At 62.1% G+C, this 23874-nt stretch carries 21 protein-coding genes; 13 read left to right on the top strand and 8 right to left on the bottom strand.

Annotated features, from left to right (window positions below; genetic code table 11):
• The first annotated feature begins 65 nt into the window (after positions 1-65).
• The 3 genes from HS122_07525 (at position 66) to HS122_07515 (ending at position 4746) form a co-directional block, all read left to right on the top strand.
• A complete protein-coding gene (locus HS122_07525; protein ID MBE7538246.1) occupies positions 66-1157 on the top strand; it encodes an NAD-dependent epimerase/dehydratase family protein in 1092 nt (363 codons plus the stop codon).
• Positions 1158-1421: 264 nt separating this feature from the next.
• Positions 1422-3971, top strand: a complete 2550-nt coding sequence (locus HS122_07520; protein MBE7538245.1) for a TonB-dependent receptor plug domain-containing protein — start codon at positions 1422-1424, stop codon at positions 3969-3971.
• Positions 3972-4200: 229 nt separating this feature from the next.
• Positions 4201-4746, top strand: a complete 546-nt coding sequence (locus tag HS122_07515) for a DUF2062 domain-containing protein (GenBank protein MBE7538244.1) — start codon at positions 4201-4203, stop codon at positions 4744-4746.
• Positions 4747-4875: 129 nt separating this feature from the next.
• Here the strand turns inward: HS122_07515 and HS122_07510 are convergent, their stop codons facing one another.
• The 7 genes from HS122_07510 to HS122_07480 form a co-directional block, all read right to left on the bottom strand.
• Entirely contained in the window at positions 4876-7068 is a 2193-nt protein-coding gene (locus HS122_07510; protein MBE7538243.1) for a bifunctional rhamnulose-1-phosphate aldolase/short-chain dehydrogenase, read from the bottom strand.
• A gap of 15 nt (positions 7069-7083) precedes the next feature.
• A complete protein-coding gene (locus tag HS122_07505) occupies positions 7084-7857 on the bottom strand; it encodes a class II aldolase/adducin family protein (protein MBE7538242.1) in 774 nt (257 codons plus the stop codon).
• 107 nt (positions 7858-7964) lie between these two features.
• Complete coding sequence (gene crcB, locus HS122_07500; GenBank protein ID MBE7538241.1) at positions 7965-8360, bottom strand: fluoride efflux transporter CrcB; 396 nt, start codon at positions 8358-8360, stop codon at positions 7965-7967.
• 20 nt (positions 8361-8380) lie between these two features.
• Positions 8381-9697, bottom strand: a complete 1317-nt coding sequence (locus tag HS122_07495) for a hypothetical protein (protein MBE7538240.1) — start codon at positions 9695-9697, stop codon at positions 8381-8383.
• Positions 9698-9838: 141 nt separating this feature from the next.
• A complete protein-coding gene (locus HS122_07490; GenBank protein ID MBE7538239.1) occupies positions 9839-10132 on the bottom strand; it encodes a hypothetical protein in 294 nt (97 codons plus the stop codon).
• A 227-nt stretch (positions 10133-10359) separates the two neighbouring features.
• Complete coding sequence (locus HS122_07485) at positions 10360-11343, bottom strand: GTP cyclohydrolase I FolE2 (GenBank protein MBE7538238.1); 984 nt, start codon at positions 11341-11343, stop codon at positions 10360-10362.
• Between the two features lie 70 nt (positions 11344-11413).
• A complete protein-coding gene (locus HS122_07480; GenBank protein MBE7538237.1) occupies positions 11414-11890 on the bottom strand; it encodes a 6-carboxytetrahydropterin synthase in 477 nt (158 codons plus the stop codon).
• 159 nt (positions 11891-12049) lie between these two features.
• Here HS122_07480 and HS122_07475 point away from each other — a divergent pair, with 159 nt between their 5' ends.
• The 10 genes from HS122_07475 (at position 12050) to HS122_07430 (ending at position 23569) form a co-directional block, all read left to right on the top strand.
• Positions 12050-12841: an MBL fold metallo-hydrolase gene (locus tag HS122_07475; GenBank protein MBE7538236.1), complete on the top strand. Its 792-nt coding sequence runs from the start codon at positions 12050-12052 to the stop codon at positions 12839-12841.
• A 92-nt stretch (positions 12842-12933) separates the two neighbouring features.
• Complete coding sequence (gene pyk / locus HS122_07470) at positions 12934-14382, top strand: pyruvate kinase (GenBank protein ID MBE7538235.1); 1449 nt, start codon at positions 12934-12936, stop codon at positions 14380-14382.
• A 75-nt stretch (positions 14383-14457) separates the two neighbouring features.
• Positions 14458-15474 carry a WD40 repeat domain-containing protein gene (locus HS122_07465; GenBank protein MBE7538234.1) on the top strand — a complete coding sequence of 339 codons (1017 nt, stop codon included), beginning with the start codon at positions 14458-14460 and terminating at the stop codon, positions 15472-15474.
• Between the two features lie 135 nt (positions 15475-15609).
• On the top strand, positions 15610-16827 hold the full coding sequence (locus HS122_07460) for an acyl-CoA desaturase (GenBank protein MBE7538233.1): 1218 nt from the start codon (positions 15610-15612) through the stop codon (positions 16825-16827).
• 208 nt (positions 16828-17035) lie between these two features.
• The gene (locus tag HS122_07455; protein MBE7538232.1) at positions 17036-17785 is read left to right on the top strand and encodes a glycosyltransferase family 2 protein; all 750 of its coding nucleotides are present in this window, start codon (positions 17036-17038) and stop codon (positions 17783-17785) included.
• Between the two features lie 140 nt (positions 17786-17925).
• Positions 17926-20382, top strand: a complete 2457-nt coding sequence (locus tag HS122_07450) for a sodium-translocating pyrophosphatase (protein ID MBE7538231.1) — start codon at positions 17926-17928, stop codon at positions 20380-20382.
• Between the two features lie 98 nt (positions 20383-20480).
• Positions 20481-20720: an AbrB/MazE/SpoVT family DNA-binding domain-containing protein gene (locus HS122_07445; GenBank protein ID MBE7538230.1), complete on the top strand. Its 240-nt coding sequence runs from the start codon at positions 20481-20483 to the stop codon at positions 20718-20720.
• Positions 20717-21115 (top strand): PIN domain-containing protein, encoded by a 399-nt coding sequence (locus HS122_07440; GenBank protein ID MBE7538229.1) that lies wholly within the window; start codon positions 20717-20719, stop codon positions 21113-21115. The genes HS122_07445 and HS122_07440 overlap by 4 nt, the downstream gene beginning before the upstream one ends.
• A gap of 103 nt (positions 21116-21218) precedes the next feature.
• Positions 21219-22982, top strand: coding sequence for a gamma-glutamyltransferase (gene ggt, locus HS122_07435; protein MBE7538228.1), 1764 nt, complete (start codon positions 21219-21221; stop codon positions 22980-22982).
• A 194-nt stretch (positions 22983-23176) separates the two neighbouring features.
• The gene (locus HS122_07430) at positions 23177-23569 is read left to right on the top strand and encodes an N-acetylmuramoyl-L-alanine amidase (GenBank protein MBE7538227.1); all 393 of its coding nucleotides are present in this window, start codon (positions 23177-23179) and stop codon (positions 23567-23569) included.
• On the opposite strand, the gene HS122_07425 is transcribed toward HS122_07430, so the two are convergent.
• Entirely contained in the window at positions 23570-23854 is a 285-nt protein-coding gene (locus tag HS122_07425; protein MBE7538226.1) for a hypothetical protein, read from the bottom strand. It lies immediately after the preceding gene.
• Between the last annotated feature and the right edge of the window lie 20 nt (positions 23855-23874).

Here is a 23874-nt window from a genome sequence, read left to right as displayed (position 1 = left end):
GCGGCGTGGCCACTCCCTGGGAAATTGCCTTCCCGGCACGCATGGATTGAATCAATCATTGCCCCATGCGCATCCTGATAACCGGTGTCTGCGGCTTTGTGGGCAATACACTGGCGCGCGCCCTCGCCGAGTCCGGCGCGGGTCACACGCTTCTCGGCGTCGACAATTTTATCCGTCCAGGAAGCGAACGCAACCGCGAGGAGCTTCGCCGCCTGGGCGTGAAGCTTTTCCACGGCGACCTGCGCGCGGCGAGCGATCTCGAATCGATTCCAGCCCTCGACTGGGTGATCGACGCAGCCGCCAATCCGAGCGTGCTCGCGGGCGTCGATGGCAGAACAAGCTCGCGCCAACTGGTGGAGCACAATCTCGGCGGCACCATCAACATGCTGGAGTTCTGCAAACAGCACCGCGCCGGTTTCATTCTCCTGAGCACGAGTCGCGTTTACTCGATTCCAGGGCTGGCGGCGCTTCCGGTCACCGCAAGGGACTCGGCGTTTCATCTCGAGACGCCAGGGGACGGGACGTCCCCGTCAAACCTGCCTCCAGGCGTGACTGCCCAGGGCATTGGCGAATCGTTCTCGACGGCAGCCCCGGTTTCACTTTACGGATCCACGAAACTGGCGAGCGAGGCGCTTGCCCTCGAATACGGCGCTGCGTTCGACCTGCCCGTGTTCATCAATCGCTGCGGCGTGCTCGCAGGAGCCGGCCAGTTCGGCCGCGCGGATCAGGGCATCTTCGCGTTCTGGATCAACAGCCACCTCCGCCGGCGCCCGCTGAAATACATCGGTTTCGGCGGACACGGCTATCAGGTGCGCGACTGTCTGCATCCACGCGATCTAATACCGCTCCTCACTAGGCAGTTTGCCGCGCCGTCCATCGCCCCGGCTGACAGGACGATCAACGTTTCCGGAGGAATCGCGTCCGCGAGATCCCTTCGACAATTGAGCGACTGGTGCAGCGCCCGCTTCGGCCAGCATGCGATAGGTGCTGACCCTAAGCCGCGCCCGTTCGATCTTCCCTGGGTTGTTCTCGATTCGACACGAGCCGCCAAACTCTGGGGATGGAAGCCTGTCACTCCGACGGAAACGATCCTCGATGAAATAGCCAGACATGCCGGGGAGCATGCGGACTGGCTCGAGTTGTCCGCTCCCTTGTAGAGACGGAACTCGGTAGTGCCACAGCGGATCATTCTTCGCAAATTACCTGTAAGGCATCGACTGCCTTGAGCCGAAAATTCTCGATAATTGGGAAAGTCAGAAATTGCCCCAATTAGGGGTTTGGCAAACGCAGCCAAGCCGTATCACGTAGCGGGAGATCGTAAGACTACGCACGATCATTTCAAACCGATGAAACAACCTAACCGAAGTCCAATGCTCAGATTGTTTTCCGCCGGGTCGGCAATTGCCGCGATACTCGCAGCGATGCTGATTCCTGTTGTCGTACATGCGCAGCAGACGCAGACAACCGAGGAGGTCGTCAGCCTCCCTGCGTTTGACGTGACCGAAATGAGAAGCCTTTCCGATCAAGCAATTGAAGGTCGAACTCCAGTGGCTTTCACGGAAGTCCCCAAGTCGGTAATTGCTGGAGAACTTGCATCACAGGACCTTCCCTTGGTGCTCAACTCGACACCGTCCGTCTTTGCCACCACCGACGGCGGTGCCGCCGGAGATGCCCGCGTGAATGTGCGTGGATTCAATCAACGAAACGTTGCGATCTTGATCAACGGCGTCCCGACAAATGACATAGAAAACGGCTGGCTCTATTGGTCGAACTGGGACGCACTCGGCGATGTCACGAGTACGATCCAAGTGCAGCGCGGCATGAGCAACGTCACCCTGCCGATGCCCTCCATCGGCGGAACGATGAACATAATTACAGATCCCGCCGCGTCCCGCCGAAGTGGCTCCGTGAAGTTGGAGGCAGGCAGCGACAGCTTCATGAAGGCGAACGCAGTGTTCAACACGGGTCTGATGAAAGACAAGGTGGCGTTTACGGTTGGATTGGTCGCAAAACAAGGCGATGGCTATGCACGCGGGACGTGGGTCGAAGGTTACGGCTACTACCTTGGCGCCACGTGGAAGGTGAATGCCCGCAATCGCCTGGAGCTTTTTGCCATCGGCTCGCCGCAACAACACGGGCAGCGACGCTTTGCTTCGAACATCGCGGCCTACGACATCGATTTCGCCCGCGGTCTCGGCTACACCGATGCACAAATCTACAGTACCTCATCGGGCGCAAACGCCGGTGCGCTCCGTCAAGGACCAGTCGGAGCCGGCAGGGACTACAATCAGAATGTCGCTCCTGTCAGCTCCAGCTACGCCGGTCTTCAATATTACTGGGGCGGCACCCATGCCCGGAAAGATCGGAATTTTCTCAATGAGAGCGTCAATTATTTCCACAAGCCGCAGGTCAATCTAAACTGGTACTCGACTCTCAGTGACCGTCTAAAGCTTTCGTCCGTAATCTACTATTCCGGCGGCCGGGGCGGCGGTTCGGGTACTCTTAACAACGGATCGAGCTCCGCAGCTTTCGGCCGCTACCCGAACTCCGATACGCGCTACGGCAGCAACATAAATTGGGATGCGACCATCGCCAGCAATGCGGGCGCAGTCGCGGCCAATGGTTCTGCAAAAACACCCGGCCGCTCCTTGGGCATCTTGCGCAACAGCGTAAACAATCAGGATCAATTCGGTATCGTCTCCAAACTCGCCTACGAGCTCAGCAATGAATGGAAATTTACCGCTGGCGCGGATTGGCGCACTGCGGAAATCACACATTTCCGCGAAGTCCGCGATCTTCTGGGGGGAGAATATTATCTGCCTACCGTCCCGCAAGCCAGCCAGTTTTGGGACGCGGGAACCAACACGCAGCTGCGGCTTGGAGACAGGGTTGACTACAACAACACGAATTCCGTGGACTGGCTCGGTCTCTTCCTGCAGGGGCAGTACGAACATGACCGGATCACTGCGTTTGGCGTCGTTGGATATTCCAGCGTGAAGTTTGGCTATGAAGACCTTTTCCGGCGTGCATCCCCAGGCTCCAATGCAACCTTCAAGCTGGATTCGAACACATTTGACGGCAAGCAAGCCAAGGGCGGTCTCCAATATTCGATCAATGCCAACCTCGGCGTTTATGCGAACGCCGGCTGGGTGACCAAGGCACCGATTTTTGATGGGGCGATCAACGATACCGTGGGCCAGTTCGTCAAGAAGCCGCAGAATGAAAAATTCAAATCGGTTGAAGCCGGCCTCCGGTATCTTTCGCCCAATCGCAACCTCAATGTCTCTGCAGGTTACTATTTTACCCAGTGGCGTGATCGCACAGTATCCATCACCTCGGAAACTGCTGATACCATCACCTACCTGTACGGATTGAACTCCGACTACGCTGGCCTGGAAATCGAAGCGGCCTACCGGGTCAATCGCTGGCTGCGCTTCGACGCAGCAGCATCGTTCGGCGACTGGATATACACAGACGATGTTCTCAACAGCGAGCAATACTTCATCAGCACTCAGGCGACCAATCCTGCCTATAGCGGCAAGGTCTACTCGAAGAACCTGAAAGTCGGCGATGCACCGCAATCGCAGATTGCCTATGCCGTCACCTTTCGTCCCACACGTGGCCTTTCGCTCAAGCTGCAGGGGCGCTGGTATGACCGCTACTGGTCAGACTACACTCCCGAATCACGCGGTGGACCCGACGATCGTGCACAGCCTTGGAAAATTCCCAGCTACAGCATCTACGATCTCCATACGAACTATGATCTGCCCTTTGGTTTCAGGAATGCAGACATCAGCGTGTTCCTTCACATCCTGAACTTGACTGACAAAGTCTATATTTCTGATGCCACCGACAACAGCCAATTCGAGGCCGTCGGTCTGAATCTGGCGCCGTCCCATAGCGCACAGCGCGCGGAAGTGTTTTTTGGGCCGCCGATTACCTTCAATTGCGGCGTTCGCGTGACATTCTAGGCCCAATCAAGGCTCTCCCGCTCAAGAACCACTCTCAGAAACGAGAGTGGTTTTTGTATGCTGTTGAATCCATGTCAGAAACATCCCTCGGACAGCTTTCACCCAAGCTGGGGATTGCTGCTGTCCAACAGTTCGACATCCTGACGGGATTCATGCCTGCCTTGCGCCACTTTTCCTGAACAGAGGCCGCCGCTTCACTGAAGCACAGCCCGATGTCCTGTTCCACCGTGTGATCGATCCGCCAACCACTCCTCTCGCGTCAGCAGTTCCTGCCACCAGACCGCGCACATTCTGGCAGCGGCGCATCGTCGATCCGGTCATCGCCGTGGTGACCCAGGGAGTGGCCCCTGACCGCATCGCCTTCACACTGGCGCTGGGATCATGGCTTTCCATGTTTCCCTTTCTCGGCTTCACCTCCCTGCTCAATTTTGCGGTGGGATTTCGATTCCGACTGAACCAACCCATACTGCAGGCATTGAATCACCTTCTCGGTCCGGTCCATCTCATCATGGTGATCGTCTACGTGCGCGTCGGCGAGGCGATCTGGGGCGCGGAACGCATCCCCTTTTCCATTCCCATCCTGATCGACACGTTCCGCCACCAGCCCTTCCTCGATTTTCTTCACCGTTTCGGATGGGCGGGCGTACATGCGCTGACCGCGTGGATCATCAGCATGCCCCTCATCGTCCTGCCCCTCAATTTCATCCTGCGCCCCGTGGTGACCCGGCTCGCCGCACAAATCCGCGGACGCACCCACAATCCACTCGCGCCCTGAGCCACGCGGCTCCACAGGACGCACGTCCGGTCACGGACCGTGCCCGCTGAAAAAATGACCCGGCCGGAAATTCTCCCGGCCGGGTCACGTTGAAACTGCAATTCCGCTCTTCTGTCGGGCCTACCGCAATCAGCGCAGAAACGCCTCGTGCAGTCCGCCGTCGACCGTCAGCACCTGGCCCGTCGTCTTCGAAAGCCGCTGGGTCACGAGCAGAAAGTACGCCTCCGCCTGGTCAGCCGGTGTGATCGGCGACTTCGTCAGCGTGCGATCCGCATAGAACTGCGCCAGTTTTCGCACGAGGCTCTCGGTCGCCTCATCCTCAGTGTAGGGAATATTGTACTTGGCGAGCGACCCAATCACGCGGTCGCGCGGGAACATCGCGGACCCCTGCACGACCGTCGCAGGCGCCACGCCATTCACTCGCACCAGCGGCGCGAGCTCGATGGCCAGCTCGCGAACCAGATGATTCGCCGCGGCCTTCGACGTGTCGTACGCCACCGAGCCCTTCTTCGCCACAACCGCATTGGCCGATGTGGTGAGGACCAGACTGCCGCGCAGCCCCTGCTCCTTCCAGCTCTTCGCCGCCTCGTCGCCGACGATGTAGCTGCCCGTCACATTGATCGCGAAGGTCATCGCCCACTTGTCGTCGGGAATGTGACCCGTGACGTCGCTCGCGACAAACGTGCCCGCCGTGACGCAGATCGAGTCGAACCCGCCATAGGCCAGCGCCACCTGATCGAGCATGCGGCGCACACTGGCGCGGTCGGTCACGTTCGCGGAGAGTCCGAGGGATGGACCGCAGTTGGAAATCCCAGACCCGGCTACCCCGATGCCCAGCCCGTACTTGTCCGTGATTTCCTTCGCCGTGGCCTGGGCGGCCGCCTCGTTGAGGTCGACGCACACAATGTGGGCGCCTTCCTTCACCAGGCGATGGGCGGTTTCCTTGCCGATGCCGGAGCCCGCACCGACAACCACGATCACCTGGCGGGCGAGTTCCTTCTCCGCCGGCATGCGCTTCAGTTTCGCCTCCTCCAGCAGCCAGTACTCGATGTCGAACGCCTCCTGCTGCGGCAGCGCGATGTAGCGATCAATCGCCTCCGCGCCGCGCATGACCTCGACGGCGCAGTTGTAGAATTCGGCGGTGACGCGCGATTCCGACTTGTCCTTGCCCCAGGCAATCATGCCGAGCCCGGGAATGAGCACCACCGTCGGATTGGCATCGCGCATCGCGGGCGAGTTCGCATGACGGCATTTCGTGTAATACGCCTCGTAGTCCTTGCGGTACTGCACAAGTCCCGCCGCAAGCTTCGCCTTGAGCGCCGCTGCATCCTCCGTCTGCGGGTTCCAATCCACATAAAGCGGCTTGATCTTCGTGCGCAGAAAATGGTCGGGACACGACGTTCCCAGCTCAGCCAGGCGCGCGGCATCCCTGGAATTCACGAAGCGCAGAATGCGCTCGTCGTCCTGCACGGTGCCGATGAAGCGCTTCTCCTTCGACACCTGTCCGCGCAGCCAGGGGAGTATGGTGGCGAAAGCGGCCTGACGCTTCTCCGGCGAAAGCGACGCATGTTTCGCGCCGCCGAAGGCCGCGGCGTCACCGCCCTTGGCCTGGTACTTCTGCTCGATGTAGACCGCCGCCTTCTCGATCATGTCGAGCGTCAGCGTGTAGCACTGCTTCTCGTCATCCGCCCATGAGATGAAGCCATGCTGGCCCATCATGATCGCCCGCACATTGGGCTGCTCGCGCGCGATCCTCTGCATGGCGAGCCCGAGTTCGAAACCCGGACGCATCCACGGAACATACGCCATGGCGTCGCCGAAAATCTCCCGCGTCAGCTTCTCGCAGTTCTGCGAAGCCGCGATCGCGATGATCGCATTCGGATGCATGTGATCGACAAACTTGCCCGGAATGAACGAGTGCAGCGGGGTGTCGATCGACGAGGCGCGCGGATTGAGATTGAACGTCGTGTGGGTGTACATGCCCACCATCTCGTCCTCCGCCGGCGATTTCAGGCCCTTGTCCTTCCGGGCCGCGTAAAGCGACTGGAGCCCGACAAGCTTGTCCTGATACAGTGAGGAGAAGTTCTCGCGCGTGCTGGTGCGCAGGTCGCCGCCCGACCCCTTCACCCAAAGGACTTCGACCGGCTTGCCGGTCAGCGGATCCGTTTCCGTGATCTTCGAGGACGTGTTTCCGCCTCCGGTGTTGGTGACGCGCTGATCGCTTCCAAGGAGATTGGAGCGGTAGACCAGGCGGCCGACGGCATCGAGCTTCGACGCCTTGGCGTCATCCCAGAGATGATTGACATGGGTGTACGTTTTCATGGGCAAAAAATGGAATCAAATGCCAAGCGCCTTCTGGCGGTAATGCTCGTCCGGACGGCCCGCGATGCGCAAGACCTGCGCCGCCGTCAGGAACCGCGGCTTTGCACCCGTCGCAAGCGCGCAGGCGAAAATCTCCGCCGCCTTCACCGCCATGAGGGTCGAAGCCAGAACTGAGGACGGACTGGAACCCAGGGCTATCAATCCGTGGTTCTCCAGGAGGATCAATCGAGGCGGCCGGGCGAGTCGCCGGATGTGCGCCTGCGTTGCCAACCGAATGGCCTGCGCGAGCTTCAAGCCAGGATCAGCGTAGGGAACATAAACACTCTCCACACCGCAGCACACGACTTCATCCGGGAAAACCCGGCGACGCGCAAACGTGCGTCCCATCGCGGTGCACAGGAGCGAATTCACCGCCACCGGATGACAATGCCCCACAAAGTTCACCTCCGGAAGTGTCAGCAGCCAGGCGTGAAAAATCGCCTCAACCGAAGGTTTCCGCGCCGACTCATCCAGTCGCGCGGCAAACAATGCCTCATCAATCGCCTGATCACTCATGCGCTTGCGATCAAGCAGCGGCAGCAGTCCGGCAAAACGGCAGGCCGTCAGATCAGCGGGCGAAAGCGACCCCAGATTGGAACCACTTGCCTTGACCCAGAACGTTTCCCCATCGCGGCGCGCCGAGGTGTTTCCCTCGCCCAGAATCGCCAATTTGCGCTCCTCCCTCCCCAGTTGGTGGGAAAGGTGTAGCAGTCGATCGACAAGGTCTGTGGCAGGGGCTGACGCGGGCATTCCTCAATCGTCTGATAGATTTTGAAAGATTTCGATCAAAAACTATCACAATTGCAATTAACTGGTTTTCAATTACCTATCCTATGTTTTCCCCGGCTTCATCATCCTCAGGCACCCCGGTTGTTGAAGAGGATCCCCAACCAGTGCCCAAGGACCACACCCGCCAGGCATAGCACCACCGAGCCGAGAACATAGGTCCCGGCCCGGGCCCAGGCGCCGTCCTTGAAAAGTTCCAGCGTCTGATAACTGAACGCTGAAAATGTCGTGTAGCCGCCGCAGAATCCCGCGCTGACCGCAAGCCGCAGTTCAGCCGGCAATGTCCAGCGTCCGCCCAATCCGGTTGCAGTCACAAAGAATCCAATGAGCAGGCAGCCCGTCACATTGATGAAAAACGTTCCCCAGGGAAACGAGGGACCCCACGCACGCGCTGCGACGTCGGAAAGATAGAGACGTGTCACCGTCCCCAATGCGCCGCCGAGGCCGACCAGAATATAGAGTCTCATGGCTTGAGAAGGGGAAAATTTCAGGTCCGCTCGCGCGGTTCCAGCACACCCAGTCCGCGCATCGTCGCATCCTCGACCGGTCTGTATTTCCAGCGTCCCGGCCAGTCGCGGTGCATCAGTTCATCGAGCCGGTCCGAGCCGCCGGAAACCGCCACGGTGCGGAGCAGACGCGTGCCCGTCGCCTCCAGGAGCGGCAGTCGTTCGGCGCTCGCGCGGGTGAGCGCCTCGACGATCGCCGACAGCATTTCCGTGCGTGTCGTTGCAAGCGTGATCCCCGAAAACGCGCCCTGGCGCTGCTCGATTTCCGTGCGTGTTCCAGCCATGTAGGGCTCGACGCGAACGGATCCGGAGGCCGCGGCGCCGCGGCGACTGAGACGCCGAAACTCCCTGCGAAACGACTCGATCGGCATCTCCGGAAAGAACTGGTCGCGCGCCCAGTAGATTGACGACGCCATCGCGGCAATCGTGCTGACATGCAGCCATTTTCCCTGAACCCCCAGCGCGCGTGTCAGCAGCCGTTCGTGCGGCCGGGGGCGATTCGTGCACAGCGCCAGCACGTCCGTCGATCCCACCACGTTGAACAACTGCCCGACCCTTGCACCCGCGAGCAGCATGCCCGCGCTGCCATCCATCAGGCCCGTCATCACGGGAGTTCCCTCGCGGAGACCAAGCGCCGCGGCCGCCGAACGCGTCACGCCTCCGCCGATCACATCGGCGTCCACGACATCCGGAAGCACCGAACGGCCCACGCCTATGTTCGCGCACAATTCATCACTCCACCCGTCCTGCGAAAGCGTATTGTACAATCCCGTGAATGACGCATTCGACGGATCGATCACCCGCGCGCCGGTTATCCGCCGGTGCAGAAAGGTGTTCAAATGCCCGGCGAGATCGACCCCGCGCAGCGCCTGCGGCCGGTGGGCAAGATACCACGCCCACGTCGTGGAGCTGATGCCGCCGGGAAACGGTCGCGATCCGCACAAGGCGAGATGGCGCTCCTTCCCGATGCGCGCCTCGATCTCCTTCGCCTCGGCGACACTGCGCCGGTCCTGATGCGTCACAATCGGCGTCAGCGCGCGCCCTTTCGCGTCCATGGCCACCCACGCCGGACACATCGTGGCCAGCGCCACCGCATCTACCCGCCGCGCCTTCGCACCGAGACTCGCGACCGCCTTCGCCATGGCCGCGAGGAGATCGTCGGGGTCCACCTCCGCCGTGCCTGTGTTGTAACGGGTCTTGAAAAAGACGCGCGGCGCCACGGCGGAAACCCTCCTCCCCTGCAGAATGCCGGCGATGACCGACGACGAACCAATGTCCAGGCCAAGATGGGTTCCCATGCACCGCCAAAAAATTCCTGACACGGACCGCTAGCAAGCACAAGCCACGAGCCACCTGGGGACACGATCGGGCGATTCCAACCATCGCACCAAAGCGAATGCGCCATCCCAGGCTGCAGAGCGACGCTGCGAGAGCATCGTTCAGACGGAGACCCGTATGCGTGTGGCCGACGCTTCAACGGCAGCCTGTCGCCTCGCGGCAAGCGCGGCAGCCGACAGGGCCCGGTACCTGGCAATCTGCCCGGCACTCCACCTTGCCGCTATCGGAGTGTAGTGAAGCAGCGCCACCGAAAACATGACCCAGCTCATGAAGGCGAGCCACAGGCCCCGCACCTCCATCGCAGAGGCCGATCCAAGCACGGACGGCAACCAGACGGGCAGGAATTTCATCACAATGCCTGCGGCGACGAATCCATGAGCATCCCTGGTGTTCATGCCCACCGGGATGCTGGACGCGTGCCAGATGGAATCGGCCCCATTCAAACAATTGTTTCACAAACACTTTGGCTGGCTGCAATCCGGTTGCCGCCGGATTGTCCATGCAATTCGCATGTCAGTTTTCCCCTCCCCCTTGCAGACTGCAAGTGAAGCGGAATGGCGGTTGGGCAGTCATTCATTCAGCCGGACACGGCGCAGCGCGCTCCCCATCACCACGCCCTCCCTCAGCAAACCAGCGAGCGGAAGTCGCTGAAATCGCCTGTCATCCCACCCCGCACGCCCTTGCAGATCACGCTCACCGCGTCATGCGAATGCAGCGATTCCAGGTGCGCGCAGGCGGCCTGAAAATCGACAATGCGACGATCCTTTCGCAGTTGAGCGTAAAGGAGGCGCACGGCGTCCTCGACAAACTTGATGTTCGCCCCGTTCAACTCCGCAAAGGCCTGCTCGTCCTCGCGCTTCACCATCACCTGTGTCTCCGTCTTGAGCGCGGAAAGGCAGTGTGCATGCAGATCCTCGATCGACAATTTCGATCGGGGCGCAATTTCAACCCGGAGGCGTGCCTTTGACCGCTGGCTGTGCGGAATGGCATATGCCGACCTCATGTCCCGCGCGTGTTCGGACAAAGCGGCACTGCAGGGACACGCGCTCGAATACACGAAGTCGAACTCCACAAACCTCCTGAATCGCCCGCGCTCGTCCACGGTCCCTTCAAACACAACCGGATAGTACTGAAACCCCGTGAGGCCGCTGCGCAGCGAGCGCTGCGGGATCGGATAGGAGAACGAGAACCGCACCCGCGCAGTCCTCGAATCCATCCGCCTTCGATACACTGAAAGCACCCGGCGAAGCAGCTCCGGCGCAACAACCTCCTCCCGCAGGTCATGGAGCGTGCGCACAATGCGGCTCATGTTGATTCCCTTGCGATCAGCGGCGAGCGACACCGTGCCCGTCACCGATGTTTCCAGCTTCACCAGCCTCCCTGCAGCCGTGCGATGGCGAAGCGGCAGCCTGAAGTTGGCGACCCCCACCTGCTGGATCTCCACAGGAGCGCCCTGGATTTGATCCCGCGCCTCCATCATGTCCGGAAGCGACTCCAGATATTCCCGCCCGGGAGAAAACTTCGCATCGTACCTCCGCCCCGCCTCCGGCACACGGCCCATTTTTTTGCGATGCAGGTACGGGCTGCTTTTCGACGTTGATGTCATGTTCGTTTTTGATTTCGAACGGCGCCGGTTGGTGACGATAACAACCGGGACCGCCATGCAGGCATGCGGCTCAGGTGACCGCGGGCCCCCGGTATTCCGCGAAATTGCGCGGTGTTTCATAGAGCCGCACGCAATGCAGCGTGCCTCGCGTCAGGAGCGGCTCGATTTCATTCCAGAAGGCGATCACCAGGTTTTCCGTCGACGGAATGACCCCCTTGAGAAAAGGCACCTGCGTGTTCAGGTTCCGGTGATCGCAGGGTTCGACGACCGCCTTGTTGAGGATCGCCTTCAACTCGGAAAACTCGATGACGCACCCGCTGTCCGGGTCGGGCTCGCCTCTCACCGTCACCTCCAGCACGTAGTTGTGTCCGTGCCCACCGGCATTGTTGCACAGGCCGAAGCGCCTGCGGTTCCACGCGGCCGAGCGGGCCGGATTGTGCAGGTGATGGGCCGCATTGAAATGCACCTGCCGCGTCACATGCACGATGCGCGAAACCGGTGCCCGGGGCACGGGTGCGGTGGTTGACTGGCGGCGGATGCGCGGCATGGAGGATCATGGGATAGCGCCCTCCGCGGCCAGGTCAAACCCGCAGGCCGGAGCACCCGCGCCGCTGCGCGCAGGATCCGGGCGGAGCAAAAATGCGGCGGGTGCGAGTTCGCGCTTGCGCGTTTCGCCTCCCGATCGTTCAACCCGTCTGTCCGACCGATGAAGCTTCGCATACTCGCCAGTGGCAGTTCCGGCAACTGCGCCCTCCTGCAGACCGCGCAGGCGCGGGTGCTGATCGATGCCGGCTACTCCGCACGCCGCATTCGCGCGCTGCTCGTCGAGGCCGGGGAGAAACTGGAGTCGATCGACGCCCTGTTCGTCACCCATGACCACGGCGACCACACCCTTGGCATTTCGGGGCTTGCAAGGTTGCCCAATCTCAAGGTCTTCGCCAACGCCGGCACCATGCGCGCCGTGCAGGCCACGCTGGACCGCCAGCCGTCCTGGCAGATATTTGAAACCGGCTCGCGCTTCCGGTTCCTCGACCTGGAGATCGACACCTTCTCCGTTCCGCACGATGCGCACGACCCCGTCGGCTTCCGCTTCTCCACCGGATTCGCCGACGATCTTTTTCATCCAAGGAAATCCCTGGCCTGGCTGACCGACCTCGGGCACGTCCCGCCGCACATCCGCGAGCGCCTCAACGACTGCGATTCCATCGTCATCGAATCCAACCACTGCCCGGTCATGCTCAAGGCCTGCGCAACACGCCCCTGGTCGACGAAGCAGCGCATCGGCGGACGTCACGGCCACCTTTCCAACGAGACCGTGCGCGAGCTGCTTTCCGGATTCATCAATCCGCGCTGGCAGCGGGTGTTCCTGACGCATCTTTCACGCGACTGCAACAGCCTCGATGCGGTGGAAGCCATGGTGTCGACCCTGCGCTCCCGGTTGAAATGCGAGTTCAGCGTCGTCGCACCCGGGGGAGGCACGTCCACCTTCGAATGGTAGCCTGAGGCCCCGCGGAGGCTGACCGCCTCCCGCACGGCCGCCGCTCCCGCCGCTTGCTCCCGGACTGAAAAACCTGTACGGGTCATGCACACATGAGTTCATCGCGGCCCATCGCGGCATTTCGGCGCACAAAGATCATTGTCACCCTCGGACCCGCCACGGAAAGCGAGGCGATGCTTGAGACACTCATCCGGGCGGGCGCTGATGTCATGCGCCTGAACATGGCCCACGCCACGCATGAATGGACGCGCACCATGATCCGGAGGATTCGGGAGTTGTCGAAGCGCATCGACAGGGAGGTCGCCATCATGATGGACATCAAGGGTCCCGAAATCCGCACGGGGGACCTCGACCACCCCATCGAGCTCAAGGCGGGCGAGGTGTTCGACTTCACCGTCAAACCCGGAGCCAGGGCGGGTGAGCCGAACCTCGAGGAGGTTCGCTCGGTCGACGTCAATTACAAGGGCCTCGTCAAGGACATCGAGGTGGGCGACACCGTGCTCGTTGACAACGGCCTCATCCAGCTCGAGGTCCTTGAGAAGCGGGATGCAAAGATCCGATGCCGCGTGCTCGTTCCAGGGGAATTGAAGTCGCGCCGCCACATCAATCTTCCCGGCGTGACCGTGAACCTGCCCGCGTTCACCGAGAAGGACCGCCGGGATACTCTGGTCGGACTCGAGGAGGGAATCGACTTTGTCGCGCTTTCGTTCGTCAGGAAGGCGGATGACGTGGAAACACTCCGGGAGTTTCTGCGCGCACACAACTCATCCGCGCACATCATCGCCAAGATCGAGGACCAGTCGGCGGTTGCCAATCTCGAGGAGATCGTGCGGGCGAGTGATGCGCTGATGATCGCGCGCGGCGACCTCGGCATCGAATGTCCGCTCGAGGAGCTGCCGATCATCCAGCGGCGCGCGGGCGAGATCTGCTTCAACTACGGCCGCCCCGTCATCGTCGCCACCCACATGCTGGAATCGATGATTGCCAACCCGGTCCCCACGCGCGCGGAAATCACCGATGTCGCCAACGCGGTCTTCGAAAGGGCGGACTGTGTGATGCTTTCGGGTGAGACCACGATAGGAAAGTTTGCCGCGGAATGCGTGGAGGTGCTCAACCGGATCGCCATCCGCATCGAAAGCCTGCCGCCCGGGGTTTTCCTGGAGCCCGCCTGCGTCGACGGAGACAAGGTCAAGCTGCTGCAGTCGGCGGTGCAGCTCGCGAACGAGCTCGACGAATGCGCCATCCTCACGTTCACCCGCCGCGGCTTCATGGCCGGCGGTCTCGCCGCAATGCGGCCGCACCTGGCCCCGATCTTCGCCTTCACTCCATCCGTGCAGACCCTGAGGCAGCTTCGCCTGCTCAGGGGTGTCGAGCCCTTCCTCCTCCAGCTCGATTCGGATCCCGACCTGACGATCGGCCGGGCGATCGACTTCCTCCAGCGGGAGGGGCGGATCCAGGCGGGCGACAAGCTCGTGATCGCGACCGACATCCTTTCCGCCAATCGACTCGTCGACAGCGTGCAGTTGCGCACCGTGAAATGATCCGGATGCGGACGCCACCCGGTGCCAAAGGGGGCTTTGACGCGCACCGCCGCGCGCACTTTGATTGAGGCAACCATGGAACTGGTCAAACACTGGGCCGCATCGTTGGACGACTATGTGATCGATCTCGCCTGGTCTCCAGGCGACGACTTTCTTGCGGTCGCATCAGCTGCAGGACCGATCGTCGTCTTCGGCGGAACCGACGGTGCGACGCGCGCCTCCTTTGAAGGGCACGATGGCGGCACGAATGTGCTCGCCTGGGGAAAGGCGGGTTTCGTGTCCGGCGGACAGGATGGACGCGTCGTCTTTCGGGACATTCACGCGAACCAGGAGTCCCATGCCGTCAAATTCGAGCGGGCCTGGGTCGAGCATCTCGCCTGGCGCCCGGGGGAATCCCCAGCCGGTGGGCGGCCCGGATTGCTCACAGCCGCCGCAGGACGGCAACTGAAGCTGCTGCGGCCCGACGCCACCGTGCACCACGAGTTCCCCATCGCGCCAAAAACCATTTCATCGCTCGCCTGGTCTCCCTCGGGTCATCTGCTCGCCGTGGCGTATTTTGGCGGCGTGTGTCTCTGGGACGCGGACCACCTGGTGGCGTTCAAGGAATTCGGCTATTCGAACAGCATCCACAAGCTCGCCTGGTCCGGCGACGGCAGGTGGCTCGTGTCGGGAAACCAGGACCCGAGCGTGCATCTCTGGATACCGGAATCCGGATTCGAGTTTCACATGAGCGGGTATGCGAGCAAGGTGGAGGCCGTCGCTTTCGATCACACCGGACGCTGGCTCGCAACGAGCGGCGGCACCGAAGGCTGCGTCTGGGACTGCCAGGGCAGCGGCCCCGAGGGCCGCGAGCCGGTCATGATTCCCCATGAAGCGAGACTCTGCGCGGTCGCGTTTCAAAACACTCACGGACTCCTCGCCACAGGCAGCGAGGACGGCATGGTGCGCCTCTGGAGCCCGGAGCGGGAAAAACCACTTCGCGCCACGATCAAGCTTCCCTCCAAAGTCACCCGCATCGCCTGGTCGCACAACGACGCCTTCCTCACCGTCGGCGCCGCCAGCGGCGTCGTGTATGTTTTCGGCGTCAAGTGAGGCAACCCCCGCTCGAACTCGCCAGAGACCCGCATTAAACTTCGCCGCAACTTGGAATAATCCTGGTCGATTGTAGGGAGGTGGCGGAAAACGCCGCTTGCCTTGCCCGAGTTCGAACCGATGGTGAAACCTTCCATGTCCGAGTCCGAAACCGCACGCAACATCTCCAGCACTCCGTTTTCCCGACGTCTCATCACATCGTTGATACAATGGATTGATTCCGACTACTGCCCGCAGGGGGCGGACAAGATTCGCAACGAGCCCGACAGGGTGGACTGGACGCGCGTGATGCCCTTCGTCGCCCTGCACCTGGGCTGTTTCGGCGCCTTCTGGGTTGGCGTCAGCCCCGTCGCACTGGCGTCGGCGGTGGCGCTCTACTTCATTCGGATGTTCGCCGTCACGGGTGTCCATCACCGGTACTTCTCGCACCGGACCTATGCGACGAGCCGCGTCGGCCAGTTCCTTCTCGCTGTTTTTGCGGGCACGACCGTGCAACGGGGCTCGCTGTGGTGGGCCTACCACCACCGTCACCACCATCAGCACTCCGACACACCCGAGGATGCGCATTCACCGCATGTCCACGGGTTCTGGTGGTCGCACATTGGCTGGATCACCAGCCGCCGCAATTTTCCCACCGATTATTCGAGGATCAGGGATCTCGCGAAATTCAAGGAGCTCGTCTGGCTCAATCGCTTCGACCTCGTCGTCCCCGTCCTCTTCGCCGCATCGATCTTTCTTTCCGGCGTGCTGATGGAGCGCTACGCGCCGGAGCTTGGCACCAATGGACTCCAGATGCTGGTCTGGGCGTTTTTCATCAGCACGACCGCGCTGTTTCACGGCACCGCCTGCATCAATTCGATGGCCCATCTCATGGGGCGCCGGCGCTTCAAGACCGACGACGATTCGCGCAACAGCTTCATCCTGTCGCTGATCACCCTGGGCGAGGGCTGGCACAACAATCACCACCGCTATCAGTCGAGCACCCGCAACGGCTTTTACTGGTGGGAAATCGACATCACCTACTACGGACTCAAGCTGCTTTCCTGGACCGGGCTCATCTGGGGACTGAAGGCCGTGCCGCAGTCCGTGCTCGATGAAGGCGCGCGCGCCGAGCACCGGGATTCCGTCGAGGCCGCCCGCAAATCGGTCCTCGCCCGGCAGGAACACGGTCATTCTCCGCTGAAACACGTGATTCCTGCTGCCGCAGCAATCGCCGTGGCAACGGTCAATGCAACGAACACCCAGGCGCCCAGGAAGCCCGAGGATGCGGCCGTGCACAAGGACGTGACGGAACTCGCTCACGAACTTCAGGCGAAACAGACTCCGGCGCGCGACTCGGACAAGCGTGCCTGATCGGATAGATTGCGGCCTGGCCGGTCCGCTTCCGACCGGCGAATTGTTTACCACGCCAGAACCAATCGTGGTTTGATTCCCCCGCAAATTCGGCTCCCGGGCTTGCCAAGCCGGTGGGCTGCGATTCCTGTTGAACAGCTTCAGGCTGGCAGGATTGTTCCGGCATTCCTGTCACCCTCACCGGCCACTTCCGTGCGATCCAATTCCGATGAGTGTCTTTCCCCCATCCCCAGCCGAATCCGCCGCGCCGGAACTGAGCGTGGTCATCCCCTTCTACAATGAGGCGGAGAACATCGCGCCGCTCCTTGCCGAACTGCGCCAGGCCGTTGAGACGCTGGGGCTTTCAGTCGAGGTGATAGCCGTCGACGACGGCAGCACCGACGCAACGCAGACGGTTCTGCAGACCGCCGCCGGTGCCTGGAACGCGGTCCGCGTCCTGCCCCTCGGCGTCAATGGGGGCCAGGCCATCGCATTGTGGCGCGGCTTCGAACGCGTGCGGGGCGCCTGGGTGGCGACGCTCGATGGCGACGGACAGAATCCGCCGCTCGAGCTCTTGAAGCTGTGGGGGCTTCGCGCCACTGCCGACATGCTGGTGGGGGCTCGTCAGGGACGTCAGGATTCGTTCGGGCGCCGAATAATGTCGCGCATCGCAAACAACGTCCGGCGGGTCCTGCTGGCGGACGGTGTCAGCGACAGCGGCTGCGCCCTGCGGCTTTTCCGCCGCGAGGTGCTGGGCTCGCTGCCACCCTTCCGGACACTCTACTCCTTCATTCCCGCCTGCGCGGTTTCGGGCGGTTGGAAGGTCAGGGAGGTTCCCGTCGCGCATCGCCCCCGAACCGCCGGCGTCGCCAACTACACTTTCCGGAAGATGGCGGTCCTCCCCTTTCTCGACACGCTCGCCTTCTGCTGGGTCCTGAGGCGCATGCTGCGGCTCGCACCACCAGGCGATCGGAGGTAAAATGTAGTTGTTTTTTCGTTACAATTTCAGGGGTGCGGTCGCTGGATTTCCCGCAAAGTCCTCATGATCGGGCTTCTTGCGCTGAATTGGCTCGCCCCGATCCATTCAACAGTCAGCATCGGGGCAGAGTTACACCCCTTATGGTTTCAAAAACGTGGCGTTGTGTTGCAACCGCGGCCGGATGGGTCGCATTCAATTCGTCGGCTTCAGCCAGTGAAGCGGACATCAAGATACCGAGGCTGGATGCCGTTTCGTTCTTCGACGGCGTCCTCAGCGGACATCAGATCCTCATGATCGGACTGGCGGTCTGCCTGGTCGGAATAGTTTTCGGCTGGTGGCAGTACCTGAAGACCAAGGCGCTGCCCGTGCACGATTCGATGGCCGGGGTTTCCAACATCATCTGGGAAACCTGCAAGACCTACCTGGCCCAGCAGGGGAAGTTTCTCATCGCGCTCTGGGTGCTCATCGCCCTGTGCATGGCCTACTATTTCGGCGGGCTCGTGAAGGAGTCCTTCACTCACATCCTCATCATCCTCGCCTCCTCGGTGCTCGGCATCCTCGGCAGCTACGGTGTCGCCTGGTTCGGCATCCGCATCAACACCGTCGCCAACTCACGCACCGCGTTCTCCTCCCTGAAGGGCAACCCGCTCGCCACGCTCTGCATCCCCCTGCGCTCCGGCATGAGCGTCGGCATGCTGCTGGTCTCGATCGAACTGCTCTTCATGATCGGGATTCTCGCGTTCCTGCCGTCGAATCTCGCGGGCCCCTGCTTCGTCGGTTTCGCAATCGGCGAATCGCTGGGCGCCTCCGCCCTGCGCATCTGCGGCGGCATCTTCACAAAGATCGCCGACATCGGGGCCGACCTGATGAAGATCGTCTTCAACCTGCCGGAGGACGACCCGCGCAATCCGGGCGTTATCGCCGACTGCACGGGTGACAATGCGGGAGACTCGGTCGGACCCACCGCCGACGGTTTTGAAACCTACGGTGTCACGGGTGTCGCGCTCATCGCGTTTCTCGCCCTCGCCCTGGTCACCAGCCCGGTGCTCTGCGGCACGCTCATCGTCTGGCTCTTCGCCATGCGCATCCTGATGATCCTCACCTCGCTCGTGAGCTACCTCGTGAACGAGTGGGTGAGCCGCCTGCTCTACGGCGGCAGCAAGGACTTCAATCTCGAGCAGCCTCTCACGAATCTGGTCTGGATCACGTCGTTCGTCTCGATCGTCGTCACCTACTTCGCCAGCTACCTCCTGCTCGCTCCGCTGCCGGACCACGAGGGTCTCTGGTGGGTGCTCTCGACCATCATTTCGCTCGGCACCGCCGCGGGAGCCATCATCCCTGAATTTACAAAAGTCTTCACGTCGACCGAGAGCCGTCACGTGAAGGAGATCGTCACGTCGTCACGCCAGGGAGGCGCATCGCTGAACATCCTGAGCGGACTGGTGGCCGGAAACTTCTCCGGATTCTGGAAGGGACTGACCATCCTCCTGCTGATGGCCGGGGCGTACCACTTCTCCCAGCATGCCAGCGTGCTCGCCATGATGCCGGCCGGCATCAAGTTCGCCGCGCCCATCTTCGCTTTCGGTCTCGTCGCCTTCGGATTCCTCGGCATGGGCCCCGTCACCATCGCGGTCGACAGTTTCGGTCCGGTGACCGACAACGCGCAGTCCGTCTACGAGCTCTCCCAGATCGAGGGTCGTCCGAATGTCGGATCCGCCATCAAGTCGAAGTTCGGCTTCGCCCCGGATTTCGAGAACGCGAAGTACCAGTTGGAAAAGGGCGACGGCGCGGGCAACACGTTCAAGGCCACAGCCAAGCCGGTGCTGATCGGCACCGCGGTCGTGGGGGCGACCACCATGGTGTTCGGCATCATCCTCATGCTCGAGCAGGCGTTTGGCGGCGTGATCGAGAAGCTCTCCCTCGTCCACCCGGAGGCCATCCTCGGCCTGCTGATGGGCGGCAGCGTGATCTACTGGTTCACGGGCGCGTCGATCCAGGCCGTTGTCACCGGCGCCTACCGCGCCGTCGTGTACATCAAGCAGAACATGAAGCTCGACGCGGCCGCGGCCTCCGTCGACGCCTCCAAGGAGGTCGTGCGGATCTGCACCCAGTACGCGCAGCGCGGCATGGTGAACATCTTCGTCGTCATCTTCTGCTTCGCCCTCGCCCTGCCGTTCTTCAATCCGTATTTCTTCATTGGATACCTGATCGGCATGGCCTTCTTCGGCCTCTTCCAGGCCATCTTCATGGCCAACGCCGGCGGCGCCTGGGACAACGCGAAAAAGATCGTCGAGGTCGAGCTGAAGCAGAAGCACACGCCGCTGCACGCCGCCACGGTCGTGGGCGACACCGTGGGAGACCCCTTCAAGGACACGTCATCCGTCTCCCTGAACCCGGTGATCAAGTTCACGACACTCTTCGGCCTGCTTGCGGTGGAGATCGCGGTGACCATGACGGACACAACCATGAAATACACGATCGGCGGCGTGATCCTCGCCATCGGCCTGGTGTTCGTCTATCGCAGCTTCTACGGCATGCGCATCCCCGACAATCCCGCGGACAACGCCGCAGCCTCGGCGACGCTCACGGAGAACTGATTCCGCCTGGCCCGGGCAGATCCCGTCCGGGCCAGGTGCGGGGGGCGCCGGCACGAATCGTCCCTTGACCGGAACATTCGAGTATATACCGTCTAGACATGCCCGCCACCGCCAAACTCTTCAAGAACGGCAGCTCCCAGGCCGTCCGACTCCCCCGTGCCTTCCGTCTGCCGGGAAAGGAGGTCGCCGTTCACCGGGAAGGTGAACGGATCATTCTCGAACCCCTCGTGCGGGCCCGCTGGCCGCGCAATTTTTTCCGGTCGATCCGCATCGCTGACCGGTCCTTCAACCGCCCGGCGCAGGGTGATCTGCCGCCGCCAGTGGATTTGGGCGCATGAGCCACCTGCTCGACACCAACGTCTGCGTGGACGTACTCAAGGGCCACCCGCTGGTCTGCGCCCGGTTGGAAGCGATCAGCCCGGCCGATTGCGCGATTTCCGCCGTCACAGCCTTCGAACTCGTCACCGGCGTCCGCCGTTGCAGCCAGCCCGAACGGGAGCGGAGAAAGCTCGAAAAACTATTTTCAGTCATCGCCGTGCTGCCGTTTGGCGCGGCGGCGGCCGACGAAGCGGCGCGGGTGCGCCACGAACTGGAAATCACCGGCCAAAAGATCGGGCCATACGACCTGTTGATTGCCGGTCAGGCGCTGAGTGCCCGCCTGGTTCTGGTGAGCAACAATACCCGCGAGTTTGCGCGCATTCCGGCGCTGCGCCTTGCCGACTGGCGCAACTAACCGCCGCCGGCTGCCCGAGGCGCGGCTGCCTTCCACGGTTGCACCGCCCGATGCCCGCCTGCAATCTGCACGCATGCTGACGATCTGGCACAATCGCGTCGGAATGCGCGCGTTCTCAGCGCTGGGCTGCCTGGCGTTGTCCGCCTCCAGTGCGGCGCTTCACGCGCAGCGGCTGCCCGTGGAGTCCAGCCACGGGATGGTGGCCTCCGCCAGCGCGCTGGCTTCCGAGGCGGGCGTGGCGATCCTGAGGAAGGGCGGCAATGCGGTCGACGCGGCCGTCGCGACCGGCCTCGCCCTGGCGGTCACCTATCCGCGCGCCGGCAACATCGGCGGCGGCGGCTTTGCCGTGCTTCGCATGGCGGACGGACGCGCGGCCGCCATCGATTTCCGCGAGCGCGCGCCGGCGGCCGCGACGCGCGACATGTACCTCGACGCGCAAGGCGTCGTCGTGCCCGGCCGCTCGACCGTCGGCCACCTGGCCGCAGGTGTGCCCGGCACCATCGCGGGTTTTGCGGAGCTCCATCAAAAATTCGGCTCCGGTAAAATGAGCTGGGCCGATCTCATCGAGCCCGCGCTCCGCCTGGCCCGCGACGGCATCACCGTCTCGCCCTCCCTCGCCCGCGATCTTGCTGCCAGCGACAAGTTCCTCTCCCGGTTTCCGGAATCAAACCGCATCTTCCTTCGCGGCGGACGTCACTACCGCGCCGGGGAAACCTGGATGCAGCCCGACCTCGCCGACACCTTGGAGCGCCTGCAGAAGGAGGGCCCCCGCGAATTCTATGAGGGGCGGACAGCACGCATGATCGAAGATGACATGGCGGGGAATGGCGGCCTGATCACCCGGGACGATCTTCGCAGCTACCGCGCCATCGAGCGCGATGTACTTCGAGGCTCCTACCGCGGCTTCGAAATCCTCACCATGCCTCCACCCAGCTCGGGCGGCATCGCCCTGCTTCAGATGCTGGGCATGCTCGAGCCCCATGATGTCACCAGCCTCGGACACAATTCAGCCGCAAAGATCCATCTCTTCGCCGAAATCATGCGAAGGGCTTTTCGCGATCGCGCGGAGTTTCTCGGGGATCCGGATTTTGTCGTCGTTCCCACGGCCGGCCTTCTCGACCGCGACTACCTGAGGCACCGCATGGATGACTTCAATCCCTCGCGCGCAACTCCCAGCGAGGGCCTGGCTGCGGGCAGCCTCAGGGGGGCACCGCCAACGCGCAGCAAGCCGTCGGCTCCGCAGGAAGCCAACGAGACGACCCATTTTTCGGTGATCGACGCCCAGGGCGGCATGGTCGCGGTAACCTACACACTCAACGGACTCTTCGGCAATGGCGTCACCGTGCCCGGCGCGGGCTTCCTTCTCAACAATGAGATGGACGACTTCACTTCCAAGATTGGCGTGAAGAACATGTACGGACTGATGCAGGGCGAGGCCAACGCCATCGCCGGTGGCAAACGCCCGCTATCGTCAATGACGCCCACACTGGTCCTGAAGAACGGCGCCCCCTGCCTCGTCACCGGAAGCCCCGGCGGACCCACCATCATCACGACCACCCTGCAGGTCATCACCAACATCATCGACCACTCGATGAATGTGACCCAAGCGGTCGACGCCCCGCGTTTTCATCACCAATGGATGCCCGACACCATCAACTACGAACCCTTCCTGACCTCCCTCGACTCAATGCGCATGCTTGAGGCGATGGGCCATGCATTGACGGCCAGAAAGCTCTATCCAAACGATCCCGAGGCGTCGGCGCGCTACTGGGGCGACGCCGAGTCCATCCTCGTGGATCCTCAAAGCGGAACCCGATTCGGCGCCTCCGATCTCCGCAGTCCGGACTCCGGTGCCGTGGGTTACTGATCCGCGGGACATTCACGACCGATTCGATTGCAAAACCCGACCCGCCCGCCATGCTCCACTGAGTCGCCGATCAGCCGATTCCGCACTGCGCCATCATCCCATTCACCGTGGCCCTCACCATCCGAAGATCCTCCCCAAACTGTTCGCCCATACCCGTCCACGAGCAGCGTGGCGTCTGCTTTCATCATACGGAGATGACCTACGAAAAGGCCATTTACCACACGATGAATCCCGAAAGCCAGGTAAGCTATCACGTCATCATCGCAACCGATGGCACTCGCTGCACACTGGTGCCCGACAACGAAATCGCGTGGCACGCCGGCGTGTCGATGTTCGGCGGCCGGTCGAAGTGCAATGACTTTCTGCTGGGCTGCGCGTTTGCCGGCGACACCTACCTGGCCCCGCTGACCGACCATCAACTCTCCAGCGCCATCGAATGGCTCAATGAACGCTGGAGCAATCGCGGCTGGACGCCCGCCGACATGACGGACCATCGGCAAATCTCGCCCGCGCGCAAAATCGACCTGAATCCCGTCGAATGGAAGCGTCTGATCAAGAAGATCCGGGAGCGTTTCGCGCCTGAGTGATCACGTCTGAAACCGGCGCGCCTCGGCCTTGGTCACAGGATCCGCGAAAGACCGGGTGAAGAATTCCTGCGCCTCCGCGACGAACTGTCCGTACCGGCCATAGTCACCCGCCCAGGAATTGGGGACCCGGATGCGCTTGATGATCCCCCTCCCGATCCTGTTCGGCGCATCCCGGTCCGGCGCCAGCTCCATGGAAAACTTCGGGTCATGAGTGTGGATCACCGTATGGGCCGATGCACCACCCTCCAATTCCCGCTCAATACGGAGAAAGTGCGCGATGCTCATGAGTCTGCATGCCAGCCTAA

The organism is Opitutaceae bacterium, assembly GCA_015075305.1.
Classification (GTDB): Bacteria; Verrucomicrobiota; Verrucomicrobiia; order Opitutales; family Opitutaceae; genus UBA6669.
Note: the sequence above shows the minus strand (reverse complement) of the source record. Positions and strands in the feature narration are given on the sequence as shown.